Below are 20,857 nucleotides of genomic sequence, written 5' to 3'. Positions count from 1 at the left end.
TGGAGAACTTCATGTCCACCCTGCCTCGCCACGTCATCGACTTCGCCAACCCCGAACTTGCCCCGCAGGAGCGCGAGATCAACGACCCGGCCATCGTTGATGCGCCCTACCAGAGCCGCAGCTGGCGGCACTTCGCGGCGCCGGAGAAAAACGCCATCGCAGGCATCTGGGAGGCCGGCGTGCACCTGGAACGCTGTGAGTGCGACTACGACGAGCTGTGCCACATCCTCGAGGGCACTGTGCGCCTGACCGACGCCGACGGCGTGGCCAAGACCTTCGGGCCGGGGGATTCCTTCGTGGTCGCGGCAGGCTTCAAGGGCACCTGGGAAAACCTAACGCCGGTACGCAAGGTGTACTTCATTCTCGGCTGAGTTCAGCTTTGCGCTGGTTCGCGAGCAAATTCGCTCCTGCATCCGACCTGTAGGGGCGAGCTTGCTCGCGAACGAGTCCTCCACCAGCCCAACCGGCAAGCTGCCGTCGATGCCTGCCTTCTCACGAGTTCAGGCAGGCGCATGTGGCGGCGCCGGCTTCCGGAGCCTGCGCCAGGTTCAGGGATGCCGGCAGGCCGTACGTCAACTCGAATTCCAGGTTCAGTGGCAAGCGCTATAACTACCGGAACGAAACGGCAGGTCGCTCAGGAACAACCCTGCAGCGATGGCCCCTGTTGGCGTTTCTTCCCAGCACGGATCAGGTTCTTTAAACCTGATCGGCGCCCGTGGCGCGGAGCGGTGTGATGAGTTCCAAGGTATGGCGATGGACTCGCAGGAGTCTTCCTGGCTGCATCGGGCTGGCGTTGCTGATCGCCCCGCTTTACGCCAGCGCCCAGTTCAAGTGCCAGACCCGCGACGGCACTGTCAGCCGTTCCAACCCTGCCATCAGCGGCGCACGCTGCACCCAGCAGACTGGCAAGACAGGTGCCGCCGCCCGATCGAAGGCCACGCCCATACTCGAGCGAAACGACACTCCGGGCGCAGAGCGGATTCGGGTGTACACCTTCGTCCACAAGGGCGTTCGGCAATACGTGAGCCGACGCCCCGTCGGGATTACCGCGCGGGTCGATATCATCGAGGTGAACTACATCAAGGGCTGCTACCTGTGCCGGATGCCAAAGGATTTCAGGGTCGCCTCGCTGCGCCTGGACACCCGATCCTATCGACGGGAGATCGAAGCCGCATCGATCTCCTATGGAGTCGACAGGGCACTGGTGCGCGCGGTGATTCATGCCGAATCGGCGTTTCGCCCAGACGCGATCTCCCTGGCCGGCGCCCAGGGGCTGATGCAGTTGATGCCCGAGACCGCCGAGCGCTTCAGCGTCAACGATCCGTTCGACGCGCGGCAGAACATTCGCGGTGGCGTGCGCTATCTGGCGTGGCTGCTCAAGCGTTTCAACGGTAACCAGACCCTGGCGTTGGCGGGCTACAACGCCGGCGAGATGACCGTGGACAAGTACAACGGCGTACCGCCCTACGAGGAGACGCAAACCTATGTCTCCCGCGTGCAGTCCCTGACCGAGCGCTATCGCAACAATCGCTGATCCGTACGCATCACTGCAGGAGCGAGCCTGTTCGCGCGCCCAACCAATGCCGGCCATGCCGGCTCATCGCGGGCGGGGTCCGCTCCTACGCGAGGTCATGCGACGGAGCCAACCCTGCAGGAGCGAGCTTGCTCGCGAACAGCCCAGGCGTCGCTGCCAAAGCGGCTCGCGAGCAAGCTCGCTCCTACAAAAGAGCTCAGTCGCTGGCCAGCTCGAACAGCTGCCAGCGCACCGAGCTGACGCCTTTCTCCAGGCTGATGCGGCTGACCATGCGTTCCAGCTGGCCGGCGGCGCCGTGGCCGCCGAGCAGCTCGGCGCGCACTTCCAGTTTCGCCGGGTTGGCCTGGTCCTCGCTGTGCAGTGATTGCAGGCGCAGTTCGCTGCTGTCCAGGCTGTGCAGCATCAGGCTGCGCACCTGGATTTCGTCCTCTGCACGGCAGACGATGGCGACCCCATAGCGCTGCTCCGCCTCGCTGGCCGGCAATACGTCCTGATGATTGATGCGCTGGGCAATGTCACGCAGCAGAATGTTGGCGCACAGCACCACCACGCTGCCCAGCGCCGCCTCCAGCAACAGCCCCATGCTGCACAGCACACCGATGGCGGCGGTACACCAGAGTGTGGCGGCGGTGTTCAGGCCGCGCACGTTCAGGCCATCACGCATGATCACGCCACCACCCAGGAAGCCGATGCCGGAGACCACGTAGGCGGCGATGCGCGGCGCATCCGCCGAGAGTCCCGGCATGGCCTGGGTCATCAGCACGAACAGGCAAGCGCCAGTGCTGACCAGCGCGTTGGTGCGCAGGCCGGTAAGGCGCTGGCGCAGCTGGCGTTCGGCGCCGATCAGGGCGCCGAGGATGAGTGCCGCGGCGACCCGCAGCAGGAAGATTTTCCAATCCATGTTTCACCTCGTTTGCGGCGCGCAGCCGCTCCATGCGCCGGGCGATGCCGGCGCGCATTCGGGTGATGGATTGCGAGGGAGCGAAGGGCCGGTTGGCCCCGCAGGGGAATGGTGAGACGTCATCCCGTGGCGGGATGCGTATCGCCACTGTCCGCAACGCAGCGAGACAGTGGCAGGGTTCTGCCGGACGGCTCGCTGTTCAGACCTGTCGCAATCGACCAGGGCAAGTGTCCAAGGCAGGACTCCTTCGTAGATTCAAAAAAAGCGACCGGACCCGGTGTGAGCACTGCCCGGGACAGCTCCGGCCGCGAGTCGTCATCATCCCAGGCTTGCCTTAAGGAATGCTTATGAGCCGCTGCGCCAGCGCGCCGGGGTGGTGCCGGCCCGCGTCTTGAACAGACGAACGAAGAAACTGACGTTCTCGTAGCCGACCTCGGCGGCGATCTCGCGCACCGACAGCGAAGTCGCCAGCAGCAGCTTCTTCGCCTTGTCGATGCGCACCTGCTGCAGGTACAGGTTCGGCGGCAATCGGGTCGCCTCGCTGAAGCGGCGCTTGAAGGTCCGCTGGCTGACGCCGGCCTGGCGCGCCATGCGCTCGATTGTCAGCGGTTCGGCGTAGTGGCTTTCGATCCAGTCCTGCACCCGCAGCACGGTGTCGTCGCAATGGTTGCGATGGCCCGGCAGGATCGGACCGAGACGGTGCGGGTCCGCCACCAGCAGGTGGGTGGCGCAGAGTTGGGCAAAGCGGTCGCCGCGGTCGCGGGCGAGCACGTCCAGCAGGGCGTCGAAACAGCCGTTGAGCGAACCGGTACTGTACAACCCGCCCTCCTCCAGGAAGGATTCCCGCGCCACGAAGCGGCACGCCGGATAGCGCTTGCCCAGTTGCCGGACGAAAGCCCAGTGTGTGGCCAGCAGCCCGCCATCCAGGCGCCCACTCGCCGCCAGCCATGCGGCGCCGGTGGTCAGCGCCAGCACCCGCGCGCCGGCGTCGATGCGCTCGCCCAACCATTCCAGCACTCGTGTATCGGGCACGAAGCTGGTCAGGCGCGGCCCCTCGATGGCCGGCAGGACAATCAGCGAGGCCGCCCCGGCGTCCGCCAGCGAAGACTCCGCCGTAATGACGTGGCCACCCGCGGCCAACACCGGCGCGCCATCGACAGACACCAGCCGCACCGCGAAGGACTGCTCGACGCCCAGGTGCTGCTCCAGCAACGCCGCAATGCGGAAGAAGTCCGCGGCGGAAAACAGCCCCATCGCCCAGCAGCCCTCATAGGCCAGAATCGCTACCTGCTTCATTCATTCCCCTGGCCCGATCGGACTATGCATGCGCCCGTCTGAACATCGCCGCGGGCCCCTGGCCGGAATACTATGACCGAACCCACCGCGAGTCAGCACAGGAGAGCGTCATGTCGTTGCCCGTCAGCCCCCGGGAACACTGGATCAGCAGCGAAAAGGGCCAGTTGTTCGCCCAGGACTGGACGCCCGCCGAAACCACCGGCGAGCCGATCCTGCTGCTGCATGATTCACTGGGCTGCGTGACGCTGTGGCGCGACTTCCCGGAACAGCTCGCGCGCTCTACCGGTCGCCAGGTAATCGCCTACGATCGCCTCGGCTTCGGTCGCTCGGATCGCTATCCCGGCGCCCTGCCCCTGAACTTCATCGACGATGAGGCACGTACCTTCCTCCCCTTGCTGCAACAGCACTTCGGCTTCGAGCGTTGCGTGGTGTTCGGCCACAGCGTCGGCGGCGCCATGGCTGTGGCGTGCGTGGCACTGCATCCGCAGGCATGCGCCGCGCTGATCACCGAGTCGGCCCAGGCCTTCGTCGAACACCGGACCCGAGACGGTATCCGTGCCGCGGAGCTGGAATTTGCCCGCGAGGGGCAGTTGGAACGCCTGCAGAAGTACCACGGCGACAAGGCCTTCTGGGTGCTGCGCGCGTGGGTCGACACCTGGTTGTCCGACGACTTCAGCGACTGGAATCTGGATGCCGAACTGGCGCAGGTGAAATGTCCGATCCTCAGCCTGCACGGCGAGCAGGACGAGTACGGGTCGGCCGCGCATCCGCGACGCTTCACCTCGGTGCCCGGCGTACCGACGATGCTCAGGCTGCTGCCCGACTGCGGCCACGTTCCGCACCGCGAGCAACAGGCGGCGGTGTTGCTCGCGGTGGCCGAGTTCCTTCAGCGGTATCTGTCCTAGGCCCCGGTATTCGTGGGCTGCAGGGTTTACCGTCCGGCTGGAAAAATGAATCTAACTGCGCCAGGTACAGTCACAACGTCCAGGCGCAGTCGCCTCGCCTTCTTTCACTGAATCAGGGGCGGCCTGAAGGGCGTCGTTGCAGGGTTCGCAGATTGAACTCAAGCAACGGCAAGGCTGATTCTGCTGCGCAGGTAGGTTCGATCATGTGCCGCCTTTTTCTTCCGCTCTTGCTGCTCGCGCTGTGGGCATCCCATTGCTCCGCTGCGTCCATCGGCACCTCAACCGACCAAAAGGCCCAGGCCGCGGAGCACAAAGCCGAAGTGCTGGAGCAGCAGGTCGCCCACCCGGCCACGGCAGTGGCCAGCCCGGCGCCCATCACCCAATCCGAGGTCAAGGCGCTGGATCCGGCGGGCAAGGCGCCACTGGACGACGCCCTCACCTGCCTGTCGCGGACCATCTACTGGGAAGCCAAGGGCGGCGGCAAGGCGGATATGGAGGCGGTGGCCAATGTAGTGCTCAACCGCATGGGCCACGGCGGCTTCCCCGACACCGTGTGCGGTGTGGTCAAGCAGGGGCAGGAACAGAAGCACTGCCAGTTTTCCTGGTGGTGCGACGGCCGCTCCGACCAGGTGGAAGAAAAGAATCGCTACGACATCGCCAAGGAAATCGCCCGCCGGGCATTGAACCAGCAGTTGAACGACCGCACGCGCGGCGCCATGTACTTCCACGATCGCCACGCCTCGCCGTCCTGGGCGAAGCAATACATCCGCACGGCCGAGACCGACGAGTTCGTCTTCTACAAGCCGCGCGGCGGTGATGCGCGCTAGGGTCCTTTCAGTTGGCGGCGCTGGAACCGTCGCGCTGGGCGTCCATCCAGCGCACCAGGGCCTCGCCGAACTCCGGCGGTGCCTTGCGCCCGACGCGGCGCGCGAGGTCGAGCACGGTGTGCTGGGCCAGGGCTTCTTCCATGCGTTTCTGCGCCGTGAGCATGACCGCGTGGATCGAGCAGGTGCCGCAGGTCGCCCACTCCGGCGGCGATCCGTCGAACACCGCGCAGCGGCCACGGATATCGCGGCATTCGAAAATCTGCTTGTCGCCGTCGATGGCCTTGACGATATCCAGCACGGTGATTTCGTCCGCCGGCCGCGCCAGACGGAACCCACCGCGCACGCCTTCGGTAGCAGCCACGAGACCGGCCTTCGCCAGCCTGGTGAAGACCTTGGCAAGCAGTTCCTGGGGCACACCCTGCAACTCCGCCAGCGCACGCACGCTGGAGTCGCGACTGTCGCCCTTCTCGTCTGTCAGGAAGAGCAGGCAGTGAATGCCGTACTCCACCCCCGCGCTGTACAAAGCCATCACAAACTCCGACTAGATTAGTCGCATTATTTTCCGGCCACACCGGGTATCCGGCAAGCACTTAAGCACGCATCCTGACGAGCTGTCACCCACGACACGGGCTCCCCTGCACGTCCTGGTACTTTCCACATAAACAGAAGCAGCGGCGCGTCCCCCAGCGCAGCCGTGACGAACGGTCGGAGTTTGAGGCAAAAATCGGTTGCGCCGGATAACTACGACAAATATAGTCGTAGTTATCCGAGACGAGCCGGGAAGCGAACCGCTCCGATGTCAGGCACTCGGGAACCCAACAACCTGGATTCATCCTTTTCGTCGGAGAGCACCATGAAACAACGCATCCTGATCGTCGGCACCGGTTTCGCTGGTATGTGGAGTGCCCTGAGCGCCACCCGTCTGCTCGATATGCACCAGCGCGGCGACGTTGAAGTCGCAGTGCTCGCGCCCCAGGCCGAACTGCGCATCCGCCCGCGCTTCTACGAGCCGAACGTGCACCAGATGGCCGCTCCGCTGGGCGATCTGTTCGGCGCAGTGGGCGTGACCTTCATCCAGGGCACCGTCGAACAGATCGACGTCGACGGCCGCCAACTGGATTACCGCGACGCCAGCGGCGCGATTGCCACCCTGGGCTTCGACCGCCTGATCCTCGCCAGCGGCAGCAAGGTCGCCCGCCCCGCCCTGCCAGGCATCGAACACGCCTTCGACGTGGATGACATCGACCAGGCCGTTCGGCTCGAGAAGCACATCCGCGCGCTGCCCCGGCTGCCGGCGTCAGAAGCACGCAACACCGTAGTCGTCGCCGGCGGCGGATTCACCGGGATCGAGACCGCCACCGAAATGCCGGCGCGCCTGCGTGAAGTGCTGGGCGCGGATGCTCAGGTGCGGGTGATCGTGATCGATCGCGGCGCCGAAATCGGCGGTGCGCTCGGCGTGACCTCGCAGTCCGTGGTGGCCGAAGCCTCCGCCGAACTGGGCGTGGAATGGCGCCTGAAGTCGTCGGTGGAATCCATCGACGAGAACGGTGTGACGCTCTCCAGCGGCGAGCGCATCGACGCGAAGACCGTGATCTGGACCGCCGGCGTACGCGCCAGCTCGCTGACCGAACAGGTTGCCGGCGAGCGCGACCGCCAGGGCCGCCTGCACGTAGACCGCAATCTCCAGGTGATCGGCCAGGACGTGGTGTTCGCTACCGGCGACGTCGCCTACGCCGCGGTGGACGACGCCGGCAACTACGCGCTGATGACCTGCCAGCACGCCATCGCGCTGGGCCGTTCGGCCGGCAACAACGCCGCCGCCGACCTGCTGGGCGTGGCGCCCATCCCCTATAGCCAGCCCAAGTACGTGACTTGCCTGGACCTGGGCGCCTGGGGTGCGCTGTTTACCGAAGGCTGGGATCGCCAGGTGCGCTTCCAGCGCGAGGAAGGCAAGAAGATCAAGACCGAGATCAACACCGTGTGGATCTACCCGCCGGCCGCCGATCGCGCCACCGCGCTGGCGGCGGCCGACCCGATGATTCCGGTCGTGGCCTGATGGGTTGAGCAGAGCCCCGGTTGGCGCAAGCCTTCCGGGGCTTTTTCATGCCCTGCAAACCGGTTCCCAGAACGCATTTCGTAGGAGCGAGCTTGCTCGCGAACAGGTGTTTCCTGCCGCTCCAGAGCTGGGCGGTTCGCGAGCAAGCTCGCTCCTACAGGTATCGGCGTCGCTGAGACTGGCCGTTACGCGGCAGGTGAAAAAAACGGCACTCCGCAGGCCCTTCCGCGATCCATTACGGAAGAGTCTTCGAGGAGCCGCCATGAGCACACCGCCGGAGCTGCTGGAGCTTCCCCCCGACCTGCACTACGTCGACGACAGCCTGCCAGGCATCAGCCGACGCCGCCTGCGTGGGCGCTTCGTCTACTTCGATCCGGGCGGCGAGCGCATCCGCGTGGAAGCGGAGATCGAGCGCATCAATCGCCTGGCGATTCCGCCGGCGTACATCGATGTGTGGATCTGCATCGACCCGCTGGGCCACCTGCAGGCCACCGGGCGCGATGTGCGCGGACGCAAGCAGTACCGCTACCACCCGCGCTGGACCGAGGTGCGCGACTGCGCCAAGTACGAGCGTCTGCTGCGTTTCGGACAGCGCCTGCCAGCCTTGCGCAGGCACATCGAACAGGACCTGGCCCTACCGGGCCTGGGCGCGGAAAAGGTCATGGCGACCGTGGTCGCCTTGCTGGACCGCACCCTGATCCGCATCGGCAACCAGCGCTACCGCAAGGAAAACCGCTCCTTCGGCCTGACCACCCTGAACAATCGCCATGTCGAGGTACAGGGCACGCGCATCCGCTTCGCCTTTCGCGGCAAGAGCGGCGTGAAGCACAGCGTGGACATCGAGCACCCGCGCCTGGCGCGCATTCTCCGGCGCTGCCTGGAATTGCCCGGCCAGCAGCTGTTCCAGTACCTGGATGAAGACCGCCAGCGGCACATGATCGACTCCCGCGACATCAACGCCTACCTGCGCGAGCACGCCGGCGAGGAGTTCACGGCCAAGGACTACCGCACCTGGGCCGGCACCACCCTGGCCCTGGAGCACTGCCGCAAGACCCGCTGGGTAGACGGGAAAAGCGCTAGCCGTCAGCTCAAGGAAATCATCCAGCAGGTAGCCGACGAGCTGGGCAATACCCCGGCGATCTGCCGCAAATGCTACGTACACCCGCGGGTGATCGAGGCCTTCCTCGCCGGGGAGCTCGACGGGCTGAGCAAGGCGCGCAAGCGGCAGAACCTGAGCGCGGAGGAAGCCACGCTGCTGGCGTTCCTGTCCCGTCCCCCACCATGAGATGCGCCGCAGGCGCGCAACTTCAACGACAGCAAGATTGTTCAAGCCAGGCCCTGCCGGTTTCTGCCACGCTGAAGGCACTTATCTGCCTGCAAGAAACATTCATGTCCCACGATCAGCTTCCCTCACGCGCTTTCCTCAGGGGCGCCATCGACATCATGCCGCTGTCGCTGGCGGTCCTGCCCTGGGGCCTGCTCGCCGGCTCCCTGGCCATCGACGCCGGGCTGTCGCCGCTGCACGGCCAGGGCCTGTCCGCCATCGTCTTCGCCGGTGCGGCGCAGCTGGTGGCCATCGGCATGCTCAAGGGCGGTGCCGGGTTCTTCTCGATCATGATCACCACGCTGCTGCTCACCTCCCAGCACCTGCTCTACGGGATGACCATGCGCCCGATGATCTCCGGCCTGCCGGGGCGCTGGCGCGCGGGACTGGGCTTCCTGCTCACCGACGAGCTGTTCGCCCTCACCAGCGGCCATGACCGCGAAACCTTCAACCGCTGGTACGCACTGGGCGTCGGTCTGACGTTCTACATCGCCTGGAACCTCTTCACCCTCGCCGGCGTGCTGGTGGGCACCAGCATTCCCGGGCTGGAACACCTGGGGCTGGACTTCTCCATCGCCGCTACCTTCGTCGCCCTGATCGTGCCGGTGGTGAAGAACATCCCGACGGTGGTCTGCGTCGCTGTCTCGCTGTTCTGCTCAGTGCTGCTCAGCTACTGGCAGGTCGGTTCGGCGCTGGTGCTTTCCGGGCTTGCGGGAATGTTCGCCGGTTTCCTCTGCCAGAAATTCTCGGGGGTGCGCGCATGATGGTCTGGGCAGTGATTTTCGGCATGGGCCTGATCGTGTTCTTCAACCGCTATGTATTCCTCGAACCGCGCCTGCCAATCCGCCTGAGCAGCAACATTCGGCAGTTCCTCGGCTTCGCCGTTCCGGGCATGCTCACCGCGATCTGCGGCCCCATCGTGTTCCTGCCCGAACACCAGCTGAACCTGCGCCTGGACAACCCCTACCTGCTCGGCGCCGTCGTCGCGGTTGCGCTGGTGCTGTGGACGCGCAACGTGCTGCTCAGTGTGCTCCTCAGCATGGGGGCGTTCTATCTGCTGCGCTGGTGGTTGTAGCGCTGGCACTTCCTTCAAATGAATGATGAGTGGCTTCGGTGGCGGAGCTAGGCTGAGCGGGGGGCCACTCTTGCCGGAGCACTCAACATGACCGTCGTCAATGGTAAAGATCTGCGCGCAGTCCAGCCCGGCGAAACCTTCGCCGAGGCACAAGTCCTCTACGGCCTGGGCTTCAGCCTGCAACCAAGGGAAGTGAAAGTCTTCAAGCCGACCGGTGCTCCGGTGATCTTCTATGACGTAGTCAAGGACGGCGAGCAGAACCGCTCCGGCATCGCCAGCCTCGTGCTGGAACCCGATGCCAGCCAGGTCCAGGACGTTGGCCACGCCTGCGCCAATCTGGCTGAAAGCTGCAAGGACCCCGAGCTGCTGGCACAGGTTGGCGAACTCCTCATCGCCCACGGCTACGAGCAGGGCTTGCCCAGTGTGCGCATCGTGGTTCCGGCCGCCGACGCCAAGTCCGTGGCCGCCTGCGAAGCACAGAACAACACTTGCCGACGCCAGCAGAACGAGTACGGCGGCCAGCAGTTCGCCTGCTTCGACTATCCGGCCAACGGCGACTGATCGCGCCGCGTATCAGCCCGGTGTCACGGTCGGCACTGCAGGCAATCGGTAGTACGCCAGCACCAGTTGCACCAGCGCTTCCTCGATGCCCTCACGCCGCCCCGGAGCCAGGGCATCGGGATCTTCCAGCAGGGCACGCAGCACACCACCGACCGCGTGGGCGAGGACGAAGACCTCGGCCTCGGCGAGCTTGCGCAGTTGCTGGTCGTGGCCGATCAGACCGTGGGTCACCAGGTGGGTCATGATGCTGCCGCGCAAGGCGGGCAGCGGGCTGCCGCCGCCACGGGTCATCAGGTAATGCATCAGCGCCTTGTGCGCGCCGGTGCGTCCGCCGTAGGCGCTGACGGCGGCGTGGATCACCGCGCGGATACGCTCGCCGGGCGTTTCCGGCGGGCGGCTGGTGAGCGCGCCCATGATGCCGCTGGCCAGCGCCGCCAGTTCGCGCCGGGCCAGTTCATCGAGGATACGGTCCTTGTTGGGGAAGTACTGGTACAACGAGCCAACGCTGACCCCGGCCAGTTCCGCCACGTGGTTGGTGGTGAATCCCTCCAGGCCGTGACGTTCCAGGATGCGCCGGGACGCCTCCAATATGAGCTCAACTTTCTCCAGCGCCCGCGCCTGCCGTGGCAGACGACGGTTATCTGGCTGATTTTCCGCTGTTTTTCGGTTCACCTGGGGCCACCGGGAAAGCGAGTACAGCAAACACCGCGTCCTTCCTATCATGGCAGCCACAACGAAGCCGGCAAGGCGAGCGGATGAACCGCAGCGGCCGGCCCGGGAGAACCTGCCATGAGCCACAAGAGCCATACCGCCCAACTGGACGACGACATCTGCGTGCATATCTTCGCCGCGTCCGGCGCCATGGTCGGCGTGTGCCTGACCGTGGTCGGCATCCTGCGCATCATCGTTGGTCAGCACCGCGTCGACCTGATCGGCCAGGACATGCTCGCGGTGAACACGGTGATCTACCTGGCCACCACCCTCGCCGCCTACTTCGGCCTGCGCACCCGCAAGGTGCAGCGCAATCACCGTCTGGAACGCGTCGCCGACACCCTGTTCCTGGTGGGGCTGAGCATCACCACCCTGACGACCGCCTTCATCGCCTGCGCGATGTCCTGCTGCTGAGCCAACGATTGAATTTCCCTACCGCTATGTAGAAATATATATGGCGATAAGGTTGTCGCTCAGAGAGAAGAAAAATGAACACCGCCGTGTACGCCAAGGAAGCCGTCGGCGCGAATTACGCGCTGGAATCGATGCAATACGCCCAGGCCCGCACCTGGGAAGCCGTGGACGCCATTGCCGCCGCGATCCTCCCCGGCATGACCGAACTGGAGGCCGTCGCCATCGGCAAGCAGGTGCTCGCCGACCTGGGCATGGAGCGCATCTGGCACCCGCTGCTGATCCGCTTCGGCGCCAACACCCTGAAGACCTTCAAGCAGCGCTCCGAGGGCAACCCGGTGCTGGGCGAGAACGACATCTTCTTCATCGACATGGGCGTGGTCTGGCGCGGCCACGAGGGCGACGCGGGGGCCACCTTCGTCACCGGAGATGACCCGGAAATGGCTGCCTGCGCCGCGGCGGCGAAAACGCTGTTCGAGCACGTCGAGGCGCGCTGGCGCGAGACCAGCTGCAGCGGCGTCGAGCTCTACGACTTCGCCCACCAGCAGGCCGAGGCCATGGGCTGGAAGCTGAATCTGGATATCAAGGGCCATCGGGTCAGCGACTTTCCCCACGCCATCTACCGCGCAGGCGACCTGGGCGACTATGCCGAGCATCCCCATGGCGGCCTGTGGATCCTGGAAATCCAGCTCGCCCACCCGAACAAAGCCTATGGCGCCTTCTACGAAGACCTGCTGGCCTGACCCGGAGCCCCCGCGATGAGTGAAAACGTACTGCTGTTCTCCTACGGCACCCTGCAGGACAAGGCCGTGCAACTGGCCAGCTTCGGCCGCGAACTGCACGGCCGCGCCGACGCGCTGGTGGCCTTTCGCACCGACTGGGTGGAAATCACCGACCCGGCGGTGCTCGCCACCAGTGGCAAGACCCATCACCCCATCGTCCAGTACAGCGGCGTGGAGGCGGACCGGGTACCGGGGACGGTGTTCGAGATCACCCAGCAGGAACTGCTGGCGGCGGACGCCTATGAGGTTTCCGATTACCAGCGGATCAACGTCCAGTTGCAGTCCGGCCTTGAGGCGTGGGTCTACGTAAAGGCCTGAGGGTGTTCGTCGCACTCGTTAGGCGCGATGCATGGATTCATTAGCCTGGCTTCAGGGTTGGTTGATTGACGACCACCGAGGAGCTGCCAAGGCTCCTCCTCGAACCTACGAATACCAAGGCTTGCAGGCCAATCTCCGACTCGGCGGGGCTTGGCCTGCAGCGGGCCCGCCAAGCGATTCGATCATTCCCAGCAGTTTTCCTCATGGGTTGCCCTGGCGACGCGCCAGTAGACTGCGACCACTCGCGAGCACCATCCCAATAGACTCATTACCGAGAATCCCCTCATGAAATTGCTCACTGCCAGCGTCCTGACCCTCGCCGCCCTGCTCGCCAGCCAGGCTTCCATGGCCGAAGAGTCGCCCCTGATGACCAACCGCCTGACCACAGCCAATTATCAGGCGATGCAGGCCACCCGCGACAAGACCGACGCCGAACAGCAGACCGCACAGAACGCCCAGCCGGACGCCGAGAAAAAGGCCGGGCAGGACAAGCACTGCTGATACCGATCCACACCGGGAACGCACCGCCGTTCCCGGGACAACATCGTTGTTTTGCGCAGGAGCGAGCTTGCTCGCGAACCCGCATCCTGCCGCCCGCCCCAAGTGTGTGCCCGCCTTCTTCGCGAGCAAGCTCGCTCCTACCGATTGGCTCTCCCACAACGCCTGACCCTGGCATCATTGCGCCCTTCGCAGCACAAACATCAGCCGAACCTGATGTCAGCCCAATCAAATATGAATTTTTCCTGATGCGGCAGCCCCCTACTCTGGCCACGCGCTGCATTGACAGCGCCAGCTACTCAGCCGTCCTTTAGAGACGCGGGTTCTCGATAACAACTCCAACTGCCCCGAGGATCTCCCATGCGCCCCGTCATGCCTGGCCGTGAATCCCACTTTTCCCTGAACACCGGAGGCCGGCATGTCTGACCTTCGTACCGCTGCCAGCCAAGGCAGCAATGGCGACGAAAGCCTGCTCGCCAGCCATGGCTACCGCCAGGAACTGGACCGCGGGCTGAACCTGTGGTCGTCCTTCTCCGTCGGCTTCGCCACCATTTCCCCGGTTGTCGGCATCTACTCGGTGATGTCCCTGGGCGCCATGAGCGTCGGTCCATCCTGGGTGTGGGTGGTGCCGCTGTGCCTGCTGCTGCAACTCACCGTGGCGCTGGTGTACGCCGAACTGTCCTCGCAGTTCCCGCTGGCCGGCGGCTGCTATCAGTGGGTGCGCCGGCTGATCGGCGACCGTGCGGCCTGGTTCACCGGCTTCCTCTACCTCGCCTCCGCCCTCGCCTCGCTGACCACCGTCGCCTATCTGGGCGGTTTCTGGCTCGGACTGCTGGTGACCGGCGAGCCGCCATCGGCCAACGCTCAGGTGCTCTGTGGCGCGGCACTGCTGGCCCTGGGGCTGGGAGTGAACCTGCTCGGTATCAACCCGCTGAAGTACTTCGTCAATGCCGGCATCTTCGCCGAGGCCATCGCCTCCATCGGCATCGGTGTGCTGTTGCTGCTGTTCTTCCGCAACCACTCCTTCGAGATGCTGTTCAGCAGCCTCAATGCCCTGGAGGTCTCCGGCGGTACCTACTGGTCAGGCTTCCTCACCGCGCTGGCCGTGGGCGGCTGGGCCTTCCTCGGCTTCGACGCCTGCTCGCAGATTTCCGAGGAAACCACCGACGCCCGCGTCTCCACGCCCCGCGCCATCCTGCGTTCGATGCTGGTGGTCGGGCTGACCGTGATGCTCACCGCCTTCGCCGTCACCCTGTCATTCAAGGACCCAGCCGCCGTGGTCAGCGGGCAGATCATCGACCCGGTGACCCCGGCCGTGGTGGACGCCTTTGGCGCCTGGGCCGAGCGGCCGTTCGTGGCCATTGTGCTGGTCGCCTTCATCGCCTGCGTGGTCTCGGTGCAGACCTACATCGGCCGCGCCATCTTCGGCATGGCCCGCGATGAAATCCTCCCCGGCTCAGCCCTGCTGCGCCGCGTCGACAAGCGCAAGGTACCGATGGCGGCGATGGTCTGCAGCACCCTGTTGGCCAGCCTGGGCCTCGCGCTGGGGCTGAACGCCACGGCGGTCGGCACGCTGATCGCCTTCGGCAGCGGCGGATTCTTCTTCGTCTTCCTGATCGTCGCCGCCAGCGCGCTGTATGCCCGCCTGAGCGGCCGCTGGGACCCGGACAAGGGTGCACTGAAGCTTGGCCGCAAGGGCCTGCTGGTCAACGTCATCGCGGTGGTCTGGCTGGTGTTCGAGGCAATCAACGTGGCCTGGCCGCGGGAAATGCTTGCCCCGCCCGGCGCGCCCTGGTTCCAGGTCTGGGCGGTGGTCGTGGTGTTCTCCGTCCTCGCCCTGTTCGGCCTGGCCTACCTGTTCATCGCCAAGCCGCACCGTCGCATCGCCACCAGCCTGAGCTTCGCCGGCCGCGCGGTCGGCTGAGCGGTCAGCTGAATTCCCGGCGCCGGCCTGCCCGACGCCTCATTTCCCACGCCTCCCGCCGCTGGCTTGCACAAGCCGGCACGGGCAGGTCATGCCTGAAATCCGGAGCTTGTCATGTCCACCCTGAACTACTGGAACTACCCCACGGAAATCCTCTGCGGTGTTGGTGCACTCGACCAACTGGCCGACCGCTGCCGCCTTGTCGGCATGCGCAAGCCATTGCTGGTCACCGACCCGGGCATGCTCGAACTGCCGCCGCTGCACGAAGTACGCCGCCGCCTGGAAGCCGCCGGCATCGACTACGCACTATTCCACGGTTTCTCCAGCAACCCTGCACTGGAGGAAGTCACCGCCGGCGCCGGTGCTCTGGCCGAAGGCGGCCACGATTCGCTGATCGCCCTGGGCGGCGGCAGCGCGCTGGATGCCGCGAAGGGCATCGCCCTGCTCAGCCGTGATGCGAACGGCCTGCAGCATTTCGAATGGTCGCAGCTGATCGAGCGTTACCCGACCCTGGGCGACCATCCTGACCTCGGCCTGCCGCCACTGATCGCCATTCCCACCACCGCCGGCACCGGCTCCGAGCTGGGTCGCGAGGCGGTACTGACCGATACGGCGCGCGGCATCAAGATCGTCGTCGGCCATCGCGAACTGCTGGCCCGCTCGGTGATCCTCGACCCGGCGCTGACCGTCGGCCTGCCGAAGTCGCTCACCGCCGCCACCGGCATGGACGCCCTGACCCATCACCTGGAATCGCTGTTCTCGCCGCTCTACCACCCGATGTCCGCCGGCGTCGCCATTGAAGGCGTGCGCCTGGTGAAGGAGCACCTGCAACGCGCCGTGCACAACGGCACCGACCTGGCTGCCCGCGAAGGCATGCTGGTGGCCTCCGCCAGCGCCGCCGTGGCGTTCCAGAAAGGACTGGGCGGCGTACATGCGCTGGCCCACCCGCTGGGCGCGAAACACCACAAGCACCACGGCCTGCTCAATGCGGTGCTGCTGCCTTACCTGCTGGTGGCCAACCGCGCCGCCATCGAAGCCGACGCCACGCGTCTCGCCCGTTACCTGGAGCTGCCGGAAGCGAACTTCGACGGCCTGCTCGGCTGGGTGCTGGAATTGCGTTCGGCGGTGGGCATTCCCCACACGCTCAAGGAGCTGGGCCTCAATGGCGAGGATGCGCAATGGGTCGGAGAACAGGCGGTGGCGGACATCTCCTCCTCCGAGACCAACGCCCTGCCGCTGCAAGCAGAGGACTACTCGCGCATCTACCTCAACGCAGTCAACGGCGTGCTCGCCTGAGGACTAGCCGAGGCCGTGCACGCTCAGCAGGTCTTCGATGAAGGCACGGGCGGCCTCGCTGCGCGGCCGCCCGGCGTAGGTGATCATGCTGTGGGTCACCTCGTAGCAGAGCTTTTCCGGTAGCAGCGGCTTCATCCGCCCGCGCTCGACCCAGATGTTCGCATAATGGGTCGGCAGATAGCCCAGGTGCGTACCGGCCAGCACCGAATGCGCCACCGCCTCCATGTGATGTGCAGTGGCGCTGCTGCGTTCGGGGCGGAACGGCAGCTCCTGGTCCGCCGGCAGGAAGCCGTGGCGCACCCAGTTGTAGTCGGCGATCTGCTTGAGCGTCGGCTTGCGCGCCGTGAACAGCGGGTGGCGCTCGCCGCAGAACACTCCGATCTCCTCGGTATACAGCGGCAGGTAATCCAGGGTCGGCCGCGTGCGGCTGAAGTAGGAGATCGCCAGGTCCAGCTGACCGTCGATCACCGCCAGCTCGAGCTCCGTGGGCGAGTTCACGTAGAGGTTCAGCTGCACGTCCTGCTCGCGGCTGTGGAAGGCCGCCAGGGTCTCGTCGAAGCGCGCCTGCGGCAGGGTCGTGACGTTGTCCGCCAACCCCAGGTAAAGCTCGCCGACCAGTTGGCCGGAAAGCGCCTGCGCCTGGTCGCGGAACAGGCCGATGGCATCGAACATCGCCTGGGACGCTTCGAGAATCCGCTGACCTTTCGCCGTCAGGCGGAAGCCGCCCTTGCCGCGTTCGCACAAACGGTAGCCCAGGCGCTTTTCCAGGCTGCCGATGTGCATGCTGATATTCGACTGGCTCATGTTCAGCTCGGCCTGCGCCGCGGTGAAGCCGCCGCACTTCACCACGGAGGCGAAGATGCGCAGCAGGCGCAGATCGAGGTCGGTGAAATTCCTGAGCATGGGCAGAGTCCGGCGCTGGGCGGGCGGCTAGTCTACTGCACAGGGCACGGCCAGTCCCGCTGGTGCGATCCGATGGAATCCCCGGCGTGCCCGCGAGTCCCTGGTCGGGTATCCCTGATGGAGAGAAGCCATGCTGCTCGAAGGTTCCTGCCACTGCGGCGCCGTGCACTTCAGCCTGCACAGCGCCCATCCTTACCCCTACCAGCGCTGCTACTGCTCGATCTGCCGCAAGACCCAGGGCGGTGGCGGCTACGCGATCAACCTCGGCGGTGATGCCGCCAGCCTCAAGGTGCGCGGACGCAAGCACATCAGCATCTATCACGCGAAGATTCGCGAGGAAGGCCAGCGCACCCGCACCAGCGGCGCCGAACGGCATTTCTGCAACCAGTGCGGCAGCGGCCTATGGCTCTACGATTCGCGCTGGCCGGAGCTGATCCACCCTTTCGCCTCGGCCATCGACACGCCCTTGCCGGTACCGCCCGAGCATACGCATCTGCTGCTGCGCTCGAAGGCCAGCTGGGTCGAGGTAGAGGCTGGCCCGCACGACCTGCAATTCGATGACTACCCGCAGGAGTCCATCGCCCAGTGGCACCAGCGCCTCGGCCTGGAAAAGTGAGCGTCAGGCCCGCCAGAACGGCTTGGCGATCTCCAGCGCCACCTGGCGGCGGGTCAGGCCGATGTCCTCGACCAGGTGCGGATTGGCTCTGGCCATGCTGGCGAGCTGGCGACGAACCCGGGTTCGCGCCCGCCAGAGCGCGAGCAGTCCCAGCAAGGCCGGCAGGCTGAACGGCCTGAATGAAGCTTCCGACAGCAGCAGGCGGGGAGTATCGTTCATGGCAACCTCCATTCGACTCGTGCCTCATGGGGCCGAGCATGGCGGTCGCTCACAGCGCCGTCCTCAAGCGGCGCCAAACACTTCCAAAAACTTGCAAAGGGGGCGTCATGCTGCAATCGCGTCTGGCTTTCGGCCCCTTCGTGCTCGATGGCCCTACCGGCATTCTCAAGCGCGACGAGGAGCCCGTCGCCATCGGTTTTCGCGCACTGAACCTGCTGCAGACGCTGCTGGAGCGGCCCGGTGAAATCCGCACCAAAGCCGAACTGATGGATGCCACCTGGCCGGGCCTGGTGGTCGAGGAAGGCAACCTCACGGTGCAGATCGCCCAGTTGCGCAAGGTGCTCGGCGAAACGCCGGACGGCACCCCGTGGATCACCACCGTGCCCCGCATCGGCTACCGCTTCAGCGGCGCCGTTCAGCGTCTGGCCGATGCGCCGCGCGTGACACCGGCTCTACCGGAAGAGCCCTCCATCGCCGTGCTGCCCTTCGTCAACCTCGGCGACGACCCGCAGCAGGCCGTCTTCGCCGACGGCCTCAGCGAAGACCTGACCACCGAGCTGTCGCGCGTCGGCGGGCTGTTTGTCATCGCCCGCACCTCGGCCTTCGCCTACAAGGGCAAGGCCATGGATGTACGCGAGATCGCCCGCGAGCTGGGCGTCCGCTATCTCCTCGAAGGCAGCGCCCGGCGTGCCGATGCGCGCGTGCGGATCAACGCCCAGCTGGTGGACGCCAGCACTGGCGAACATGTCTGGGCCGAACGATTCGAGAGCCGCATGGAAGACCTCTTCGACCTGCAGGACCAGGTCACCGGGCAGATCGTCCAGGCCCTGCTCGGCCACCTGCGTACACCACTGCCGCGCAACCGGCCGAAGAACCTGGAAGCCTATGAACTCTGCGTACGCGCCCGCCAGTTGATGGACGATTCGCCGCTGGCCGCGCGCGAAGCGCACCTGATGCTGAGCCGAGCCATTGCCCTCGACCCGCAGTACGCCGAGGCGCGGCGCTGGCTGGCGATGAACCACTGGATGGGCTGGATACACAGCGGCGGCCCGACCGCGCTGGAGCGCGAAACCGCCGTGGCACAGGCGCGCGAAGCGGTGAGCATCGACCCCAACGATTCGGGCTGTCGCTGGAGCCTGGCGTACCTGCTGACCTACGAACGCCAGTACAGCGAAGCCGACGCGCAGTTCCAGCAGGCAATCGAGCTGGACCCCAACGACGCCGACGCCTGGACGGCGCTGTCCGACGTCATGGTGCTGGCCGGGCGCACCGCTGAAGGCCTGGCGCACATCCGCCGGGCCTTTCGCCTCAACCCCTTCCCCGCTGGCTGGTACTACCTGACGCTGGGCCAGGCGCAGTACGCGGCGCGCGATTACCTGGGCGCGATCCAGACCCTGCGCCGCAACGAAACCTACCGCAGCAGCTCGCGGCGCTTCCTCGCCGCCAGCCTTGCCCAGTTGGGCCGGCTGGACGAAGCCCGCGCGGAAACCGAGTTCTTCCTGGTCACCAACCCGAACTTCACCATCCGCCACTGGGTAGAGACCGAGCCGCTGCGCGATGCAGCCGTGCGCGAACACTTCGTCGAAGGCTTCCGCAAGGCCGGCCTGCCCGACTGAGTACGCGCCAGCCGCCCTCACGGCAGCCGGCGCGGCTCGCCTCAGGTCGGCAGTAGCCCGGCCTTTGCCGCCATGGTCAGGGCCAGGTCCTCGATCATGTCTTCCTGGCCGCCCACGGTGCCACGTCGCCCCAGTTCCACCAGCAGGTCACGGGCGGAGATGGCATAACGGGCCTCGGCGCGCTTGGCGAACAGCAGGAAGGAGCTGTACACGCCGGCGTAACCCAGGGTCAGCGCGTCGCGATCGAGGCGGATCGGCTGGTCCATCATCGGCACCACACGGTCCTCGGCGACATCCATGATGCCGTAGAGGTCGACCCCGCAATCCACCCCCATGCGTTTGAGCACGGCGACGAAGACTTCCAGCGGCGTATTGCCGGCGCCCGCGCCCAGACCGGCCACCGAGCCATCGATGCGCGCGGCACCGGCCTCGATGGCAGCCAGGGAGTTGGCGATGGCCATGCCCAGGTTGTGGTGGCCGTGGAAACCGACCTCGGTCTGCGGCTTCAGCTCGGCGCGCAGCAGGCCGATCTTCTGGCTGACCTCGGCGGGCAGCATGTAGCCGGCCGAGTCGGTGCAGTAGATGCAGTTGGCGCCGAAGCTTTCCATCAGCCGCGCCTGCTCCAGCAGCTGCTCGGCGCTGACCATGTGCGCCATCATCAGGAAGCCCACGGTGTCCAGGCCCATCTCGCGGGACATGCCGATGTGCTGCTCGGAGACGTCCGCTTCGGTGCAATGGGTCGCCACACGGATGGTGGAGACGCCACAGCCGTGCGCCATCTTCAGGTGCTCGACGGTGCCGATGCCCGGCAGCAGCAGCGCCGAGACCTTGGCTTGCTTGAGCCTGGGAATCACCGCCTCGAAATACTCGCGGTCGGTGTGGGCCGGGAAGCCGTAGTTCACCGAGGCGCCGCCCAGGCCGTCGCCGTGGGTGATCTCGATCAGCGGCACGCCGGCTTCGTCCAGGCCGGTGGCCACGGACACCATCTGCTCCAGGCTGATCTGGTGGCGCTTGGCATGCATGCCGTCGCGCAGGCTCATGTCGTGCAGGCGGACCTTCTTACCTTGCAGGTTCATGGTCATTC

At 65.8% G+C, this 20,857-nt stretch carries 24 protein-coding genes; 17 read left to right on the top strand and 7 right to left on the bottom strand.

The genetic code is table 11. The features are described from left to right. Positions 1-11: 11 nt before the first annotated feature. On the top strand, positions 12-371 hold the full coding sequence (locus ACNFH5_RS21395; RefSeq protein ID WP_416749405.1) for a cupin domain-containing protein: 360 nt from the start codon (positions 12-14) through the stop codon (positions 369-371). Between the two features lie 362 nt (positions 372-733). Next, a complete protein-coding gene (locus tag ACNFH5_RS21390; RefSeq protein WP_416749403.1) occupies positions 734-1,534 on the top strand; it encodes a lytic transglycosylase domain-containing protein in 801 nt (266 codons plus the stop codon). Positions 1,535-1,730: 196 nt separating this feature from the next. Here the strand turns inward: ACNFH5_RS21390 and ACNFH5_RS21385 are convergent, their stop codons facing one another. Beyond that, positions 1,731-2,435: an MgtC/SapB family protein gene (locus ACNFH5_RS21385; RefSeq protein ID WP_416749401.1), complete on the bottom strand. Its 705-nt coding sequence runs from the start codon at positions 2,433-2,435 to the stop codon at positions 1,731-1,733. Between the two features lie 345 nt (positions 2,436-2,780). After that, positions 2,781-3,731 (bottom strand): GlxA family transcriptional regulator, encoded by a 951-nt coding sequence (locus ACNFH5_RS21380; RefSeq protein ID WP_416749399.1) that lies wholly within the window; start codon positions 3,729-3,731, stop codon positions 2,781-2,783. Positions 3,732-3,841: 110 nt separating this feature from the next. Between ACNFH5_RS21380 and ACNFH5_RS21375 the strand changes: the two genes are divergently transcribed. Together ACNFH5_RS21375 and ACNFH5_RS21370 are read left to right on the top strand one after the other, a co-directional pair. After that, the gene (locus ACNFH5_RS21375; RefSeq protein ID WP_416749397.1) at positions 3,842-4,636 is read left to right on the top strand and encodes an alpha/beta fold hydrolase; all 795 of its coding nucleotides are present in this window, start codon (positions 3,842-3,844) and stop codon (positions 4,634-4,636) included. Between the two features lie 203 nt (positions 4,637-4,839). Next, positions 4,840-5,463, top strand: a complete 624-nt coding sequence (locus ACNFH5_RS21370; RefSeq protein ID WP_416749395.1) for a cell wall hydrolase — start codon at positions 4,840-4,842, stop codon at positions 5,461-5,463. A 7-nt stretch (positions 5,464-5,470) separates the two neighbouring features. Here ACNFH5_RS21370 and ACNFH5_RS21365 read toward each other — a convergent pair whose 3' ends face one another. Further along, positions 5,471-5,992 (bottom strand): RrF2 family transcriptional regulator, encoded by a 522-nt coding sequence (locus ACNFH5_RS21365; protein WP_416749393.1) that lies wholly within the window; start codon positions 5,990-5,992, stop codon positions 5,471-5,473. Positions 5,993-6,316: 324 nt separating this feature from the next. On the opposite strand from ACNFH5_RS21365, the gene ACNFH5_RS21360 reads away from it, so the two are divergent. The 5 genes from ACNFH5_RS21360 (at position 6,317) to ACNFH5_RS21340 (ending at position 10,479) form a co-directional block, all read left to right on the top strand. Next, a complete protein-coding gene (locus ACNFH5_RS21360) occupies positions 6,317-7,519 on the top strand; it encodes an NAD(P)/FAD-dependent oxidoreductase (protein WP_416749391.1) in 1,203 nt (400 codons plus the stop codon). Positions 7,520-7,781: 262 nt separating this feature from the next. Then, a complete protein-coding gene (locus ACNFH5_RS21355; RefSeq protein WP_416749388.1) occupies positions 7,782-8,804 on the top strand; it encodes a DNA topoisomerase IB in 1,023 nt (340 codons plus the stop codon). Positions 8,805-8,908: 104 nt separating this feature from the next. Further along, positions 8,909-9,607, top strand: a complete 699-nt coding sequence (locus tag ACNFH5_RS21350) for an AzlC family ABC transporter permease (protein ID WP_416749386.1) — start codon at positions 8,909-8,911, stop codon at positions 9,605-9,607. Beyond that, positions 9,604-9,918: an AzlD domain-containing protein gene (locus tag ACNFH5_RS21345; RefSeq protein ID WP_416749384.1), complete on the top strand. Its 315-nt coding sequence runs from the start codon at positions 9,604-9,606 to the stop codon at positions 9,916-9,918. The genes ACNFH5_RS21350 and ACNFH5_RS21345 overlap by 4 nt, the downstream gene beginning before the upstream one ends. Before the next feature lie 87 nt (positions 9,919-10,005). Next, on the top strand, positions 10,006-10,479 hold the full coding sequence (locus ACNFH5_RS21340) for a hypothetical protein (protein ID WP_416749382.1): 474 nt from the start codon (positions 10,006-10,008) through the stop codon (positions 10,477-10,479). Positions 10,480-10,491: 12 nt separating this feature from the next. Here ACNFH5_RS21340 and ACNFH5_RS21335 read toward each other — a convergent pair whose 3' ends face one another. Then, positions 10,492-11,151, bottom strand: a complete 660-nt coding sequence (locus tag ACNFH5_RS21335) for a TetR/AcrR family transcriptional regulator (protein WP_416749380.1) — start codon at positions 11,149-11,151, stop codon at positions 10,492-10,494. 117 nt (positions 11,152-11,268) lie between these two features. Here ACNFH5_RS21335 and ACNFH5_RS21330 point away from each other — a divergent pair, with 117 nt between their 5' ends. The 6 genes from ACNFH5_RS21330 to ACNFH5_RS21305 all read left to right on the top strand — a co-directional run bounded on the left by ACNFH5_RS21330 (position 11,269) and on the right by ACNFH5_RS21305 (position 16,419). Further along, complete coding sequence (locus ACNFH5_RS21330) at positions 11,269-11,604, top strand: hypothetical protein (RefSeq protein ID WP_416749378.1); 336 nt, start codon at positions 11,269-11,271, stop codon at positions 11,602-11,604. Between the two features lie 74 nt (positions 11,605-11,678). Beyond that, positions 11,679-12,344, top strand: a complete 666-nt coding sequence (locus tag ACNFH5_RS21325) for a M24 family metallopeptidase (RefSeq protein ID WP_416749376.1) — start codon at positions 11,679-11,681, stop codon at positions 12,342-12,344. Positions 12,345-12,359: 15 nt separating this feature from the next. After that, positions 12,360-12,701, top strand: a complete 342-nt coding sequence (locus ACNFH5_RS21320; protein ID WP_416749374.1) for a gamma-glutamylcyclotransferase family protein — start codon at positions 12,360-12,362, stop codon at positions 12,699-12,701. A 285-nt stretch (positions 12,702-12,986) separates the two neighbouring features. Then, on the top strand, positions 12,987-13,202 hold the full coding sequence (locus tag ACNFH5_RS21315; protein ID WP_416749372.1) for a hypothetical protein: 216 nt from the start codon (positions 12,987-12,989) through the stop codon (positions 13,200-13,202). Between the two features lie 415 nt (positions 13,203-13,617). Further along, positions 13,618-15,123, top strand: coding sequence for an APC family permease (locus ACNFH5_RS21310; protein WP_416749370.1), 1,506 nt, complete (start codon positions 13,618-13,620; stop codon positions 15,121-15,123). Between the two features lie 114 nt (positions 15,124-15,237). Next, a complete protein-coding gene (locus ACNFH5_RS21305) occupies positions 15,238-16,419 on the top strand; it encodes an iron-containing alcohol dehydrogenase (protein ID WP_416749368.1) in 1,182 nt (393 codons plus the stop codon). A 3-nt stretch (positions 16,420-16,422) separates the two neighbouring features. Here the strand turns inward: ACNFH5_RS21305 and ACNFH5_RS21300 are convergent, their stop codons facing one another. After that, the gene (locus ACNFH5_RS21300) at positions 16,423-17,322 is read right to left on the bottom strand and encodes a LysR family transcriptional regulator (RefSeq protein WP_416749366.1); all 900 of its coding nucleotides are present in this window, start codon (positions 17,320-17,322) and stop codon (positions 16,423-16,425) included. 130 nt (positions 17,323-17,452) lie between these two features. On the opposite strand from ACNFH5_RS21300, the gene ACNFH5_RS21295 reads away from it, so the two are divergent. Continuing rightward, the gene (locus ACNFH5_RS21295; protein ID WP_416749364.1) at positions 17,453-17,938 is read left to right on the top strand and encodes a GFA family protein; all 486 of its coding nucleotides are present in this window, start codon (positions 17,453-17,455) and stop codon (positions 17,936-17,938) included. Between the two features lie 3 nt (positions 17,939-17,941). Here the strand turns inward: ACNFH5_RS21295 and ACNFH5_RS21290 are convergent, their stop codons facing one another. Next, the gene (locus tag ACNFH5_RS21290; RefSeq protein ID WP_416749362.1) at positions 17,942-18,157 is read right to left on the bottom strand and encodes a DUF1127 domain-containing protein; all 216 of its coding nucleotides are present in this window, start codon (positions 18,155-18,157) and stop codon (positions 17,942-17,944) included. Between the two features lie 107 nt (positions 18,158-18,264). Between ACNFH5_RS21290 and ACNFH5_RS21285 the strand changes: the two genes are divergently transcribed. After that, a complete protein-coding gene (locus tag ACNFH5_RS21285) occupies positions 18,265-19,773 on the top strand; it encodes a winged helix-turn-helix domain-containing tetratricopeptide repeat protein (protein WP_416749360.1) in 1,509 nt (502 codons plus the stop codon). A 41-nt stretch (positions 19,774-19,814) separates the two neighbouring features. Here ACNFH5_RS21285 and dmpG read toward each other — a convergent pair whose 3' ends face one another. Continuing rightward, positions 19,815-20,849 (bottom strand): 4-hydroxy-2-oxovalerate aldolase, encoded by a 1,035-nt coding sequence (gene dmpG, locus ACNFH5_RS21280; RefSeq protein WP_325438151.1) that lies wholly within the window; start codon positions 20,847-20,849, stop codon positions 19,815-19,817. Between the last annotated feature and the right edge of the window lie 8 nt (positions 20,850-20,857).

It is taken from the genome of Pseudomonas sp. NY15435 (assembly GCF_048068295.1).
GTDB lineage: Bacteria > Pseudomonadota > Gammaproteobacteria > Pseudomonadales > Pseudomonadaceae > Pseudomonas.
This window is presented reverse-complemented; position numbering and strand designations above follow the sequence as displayed.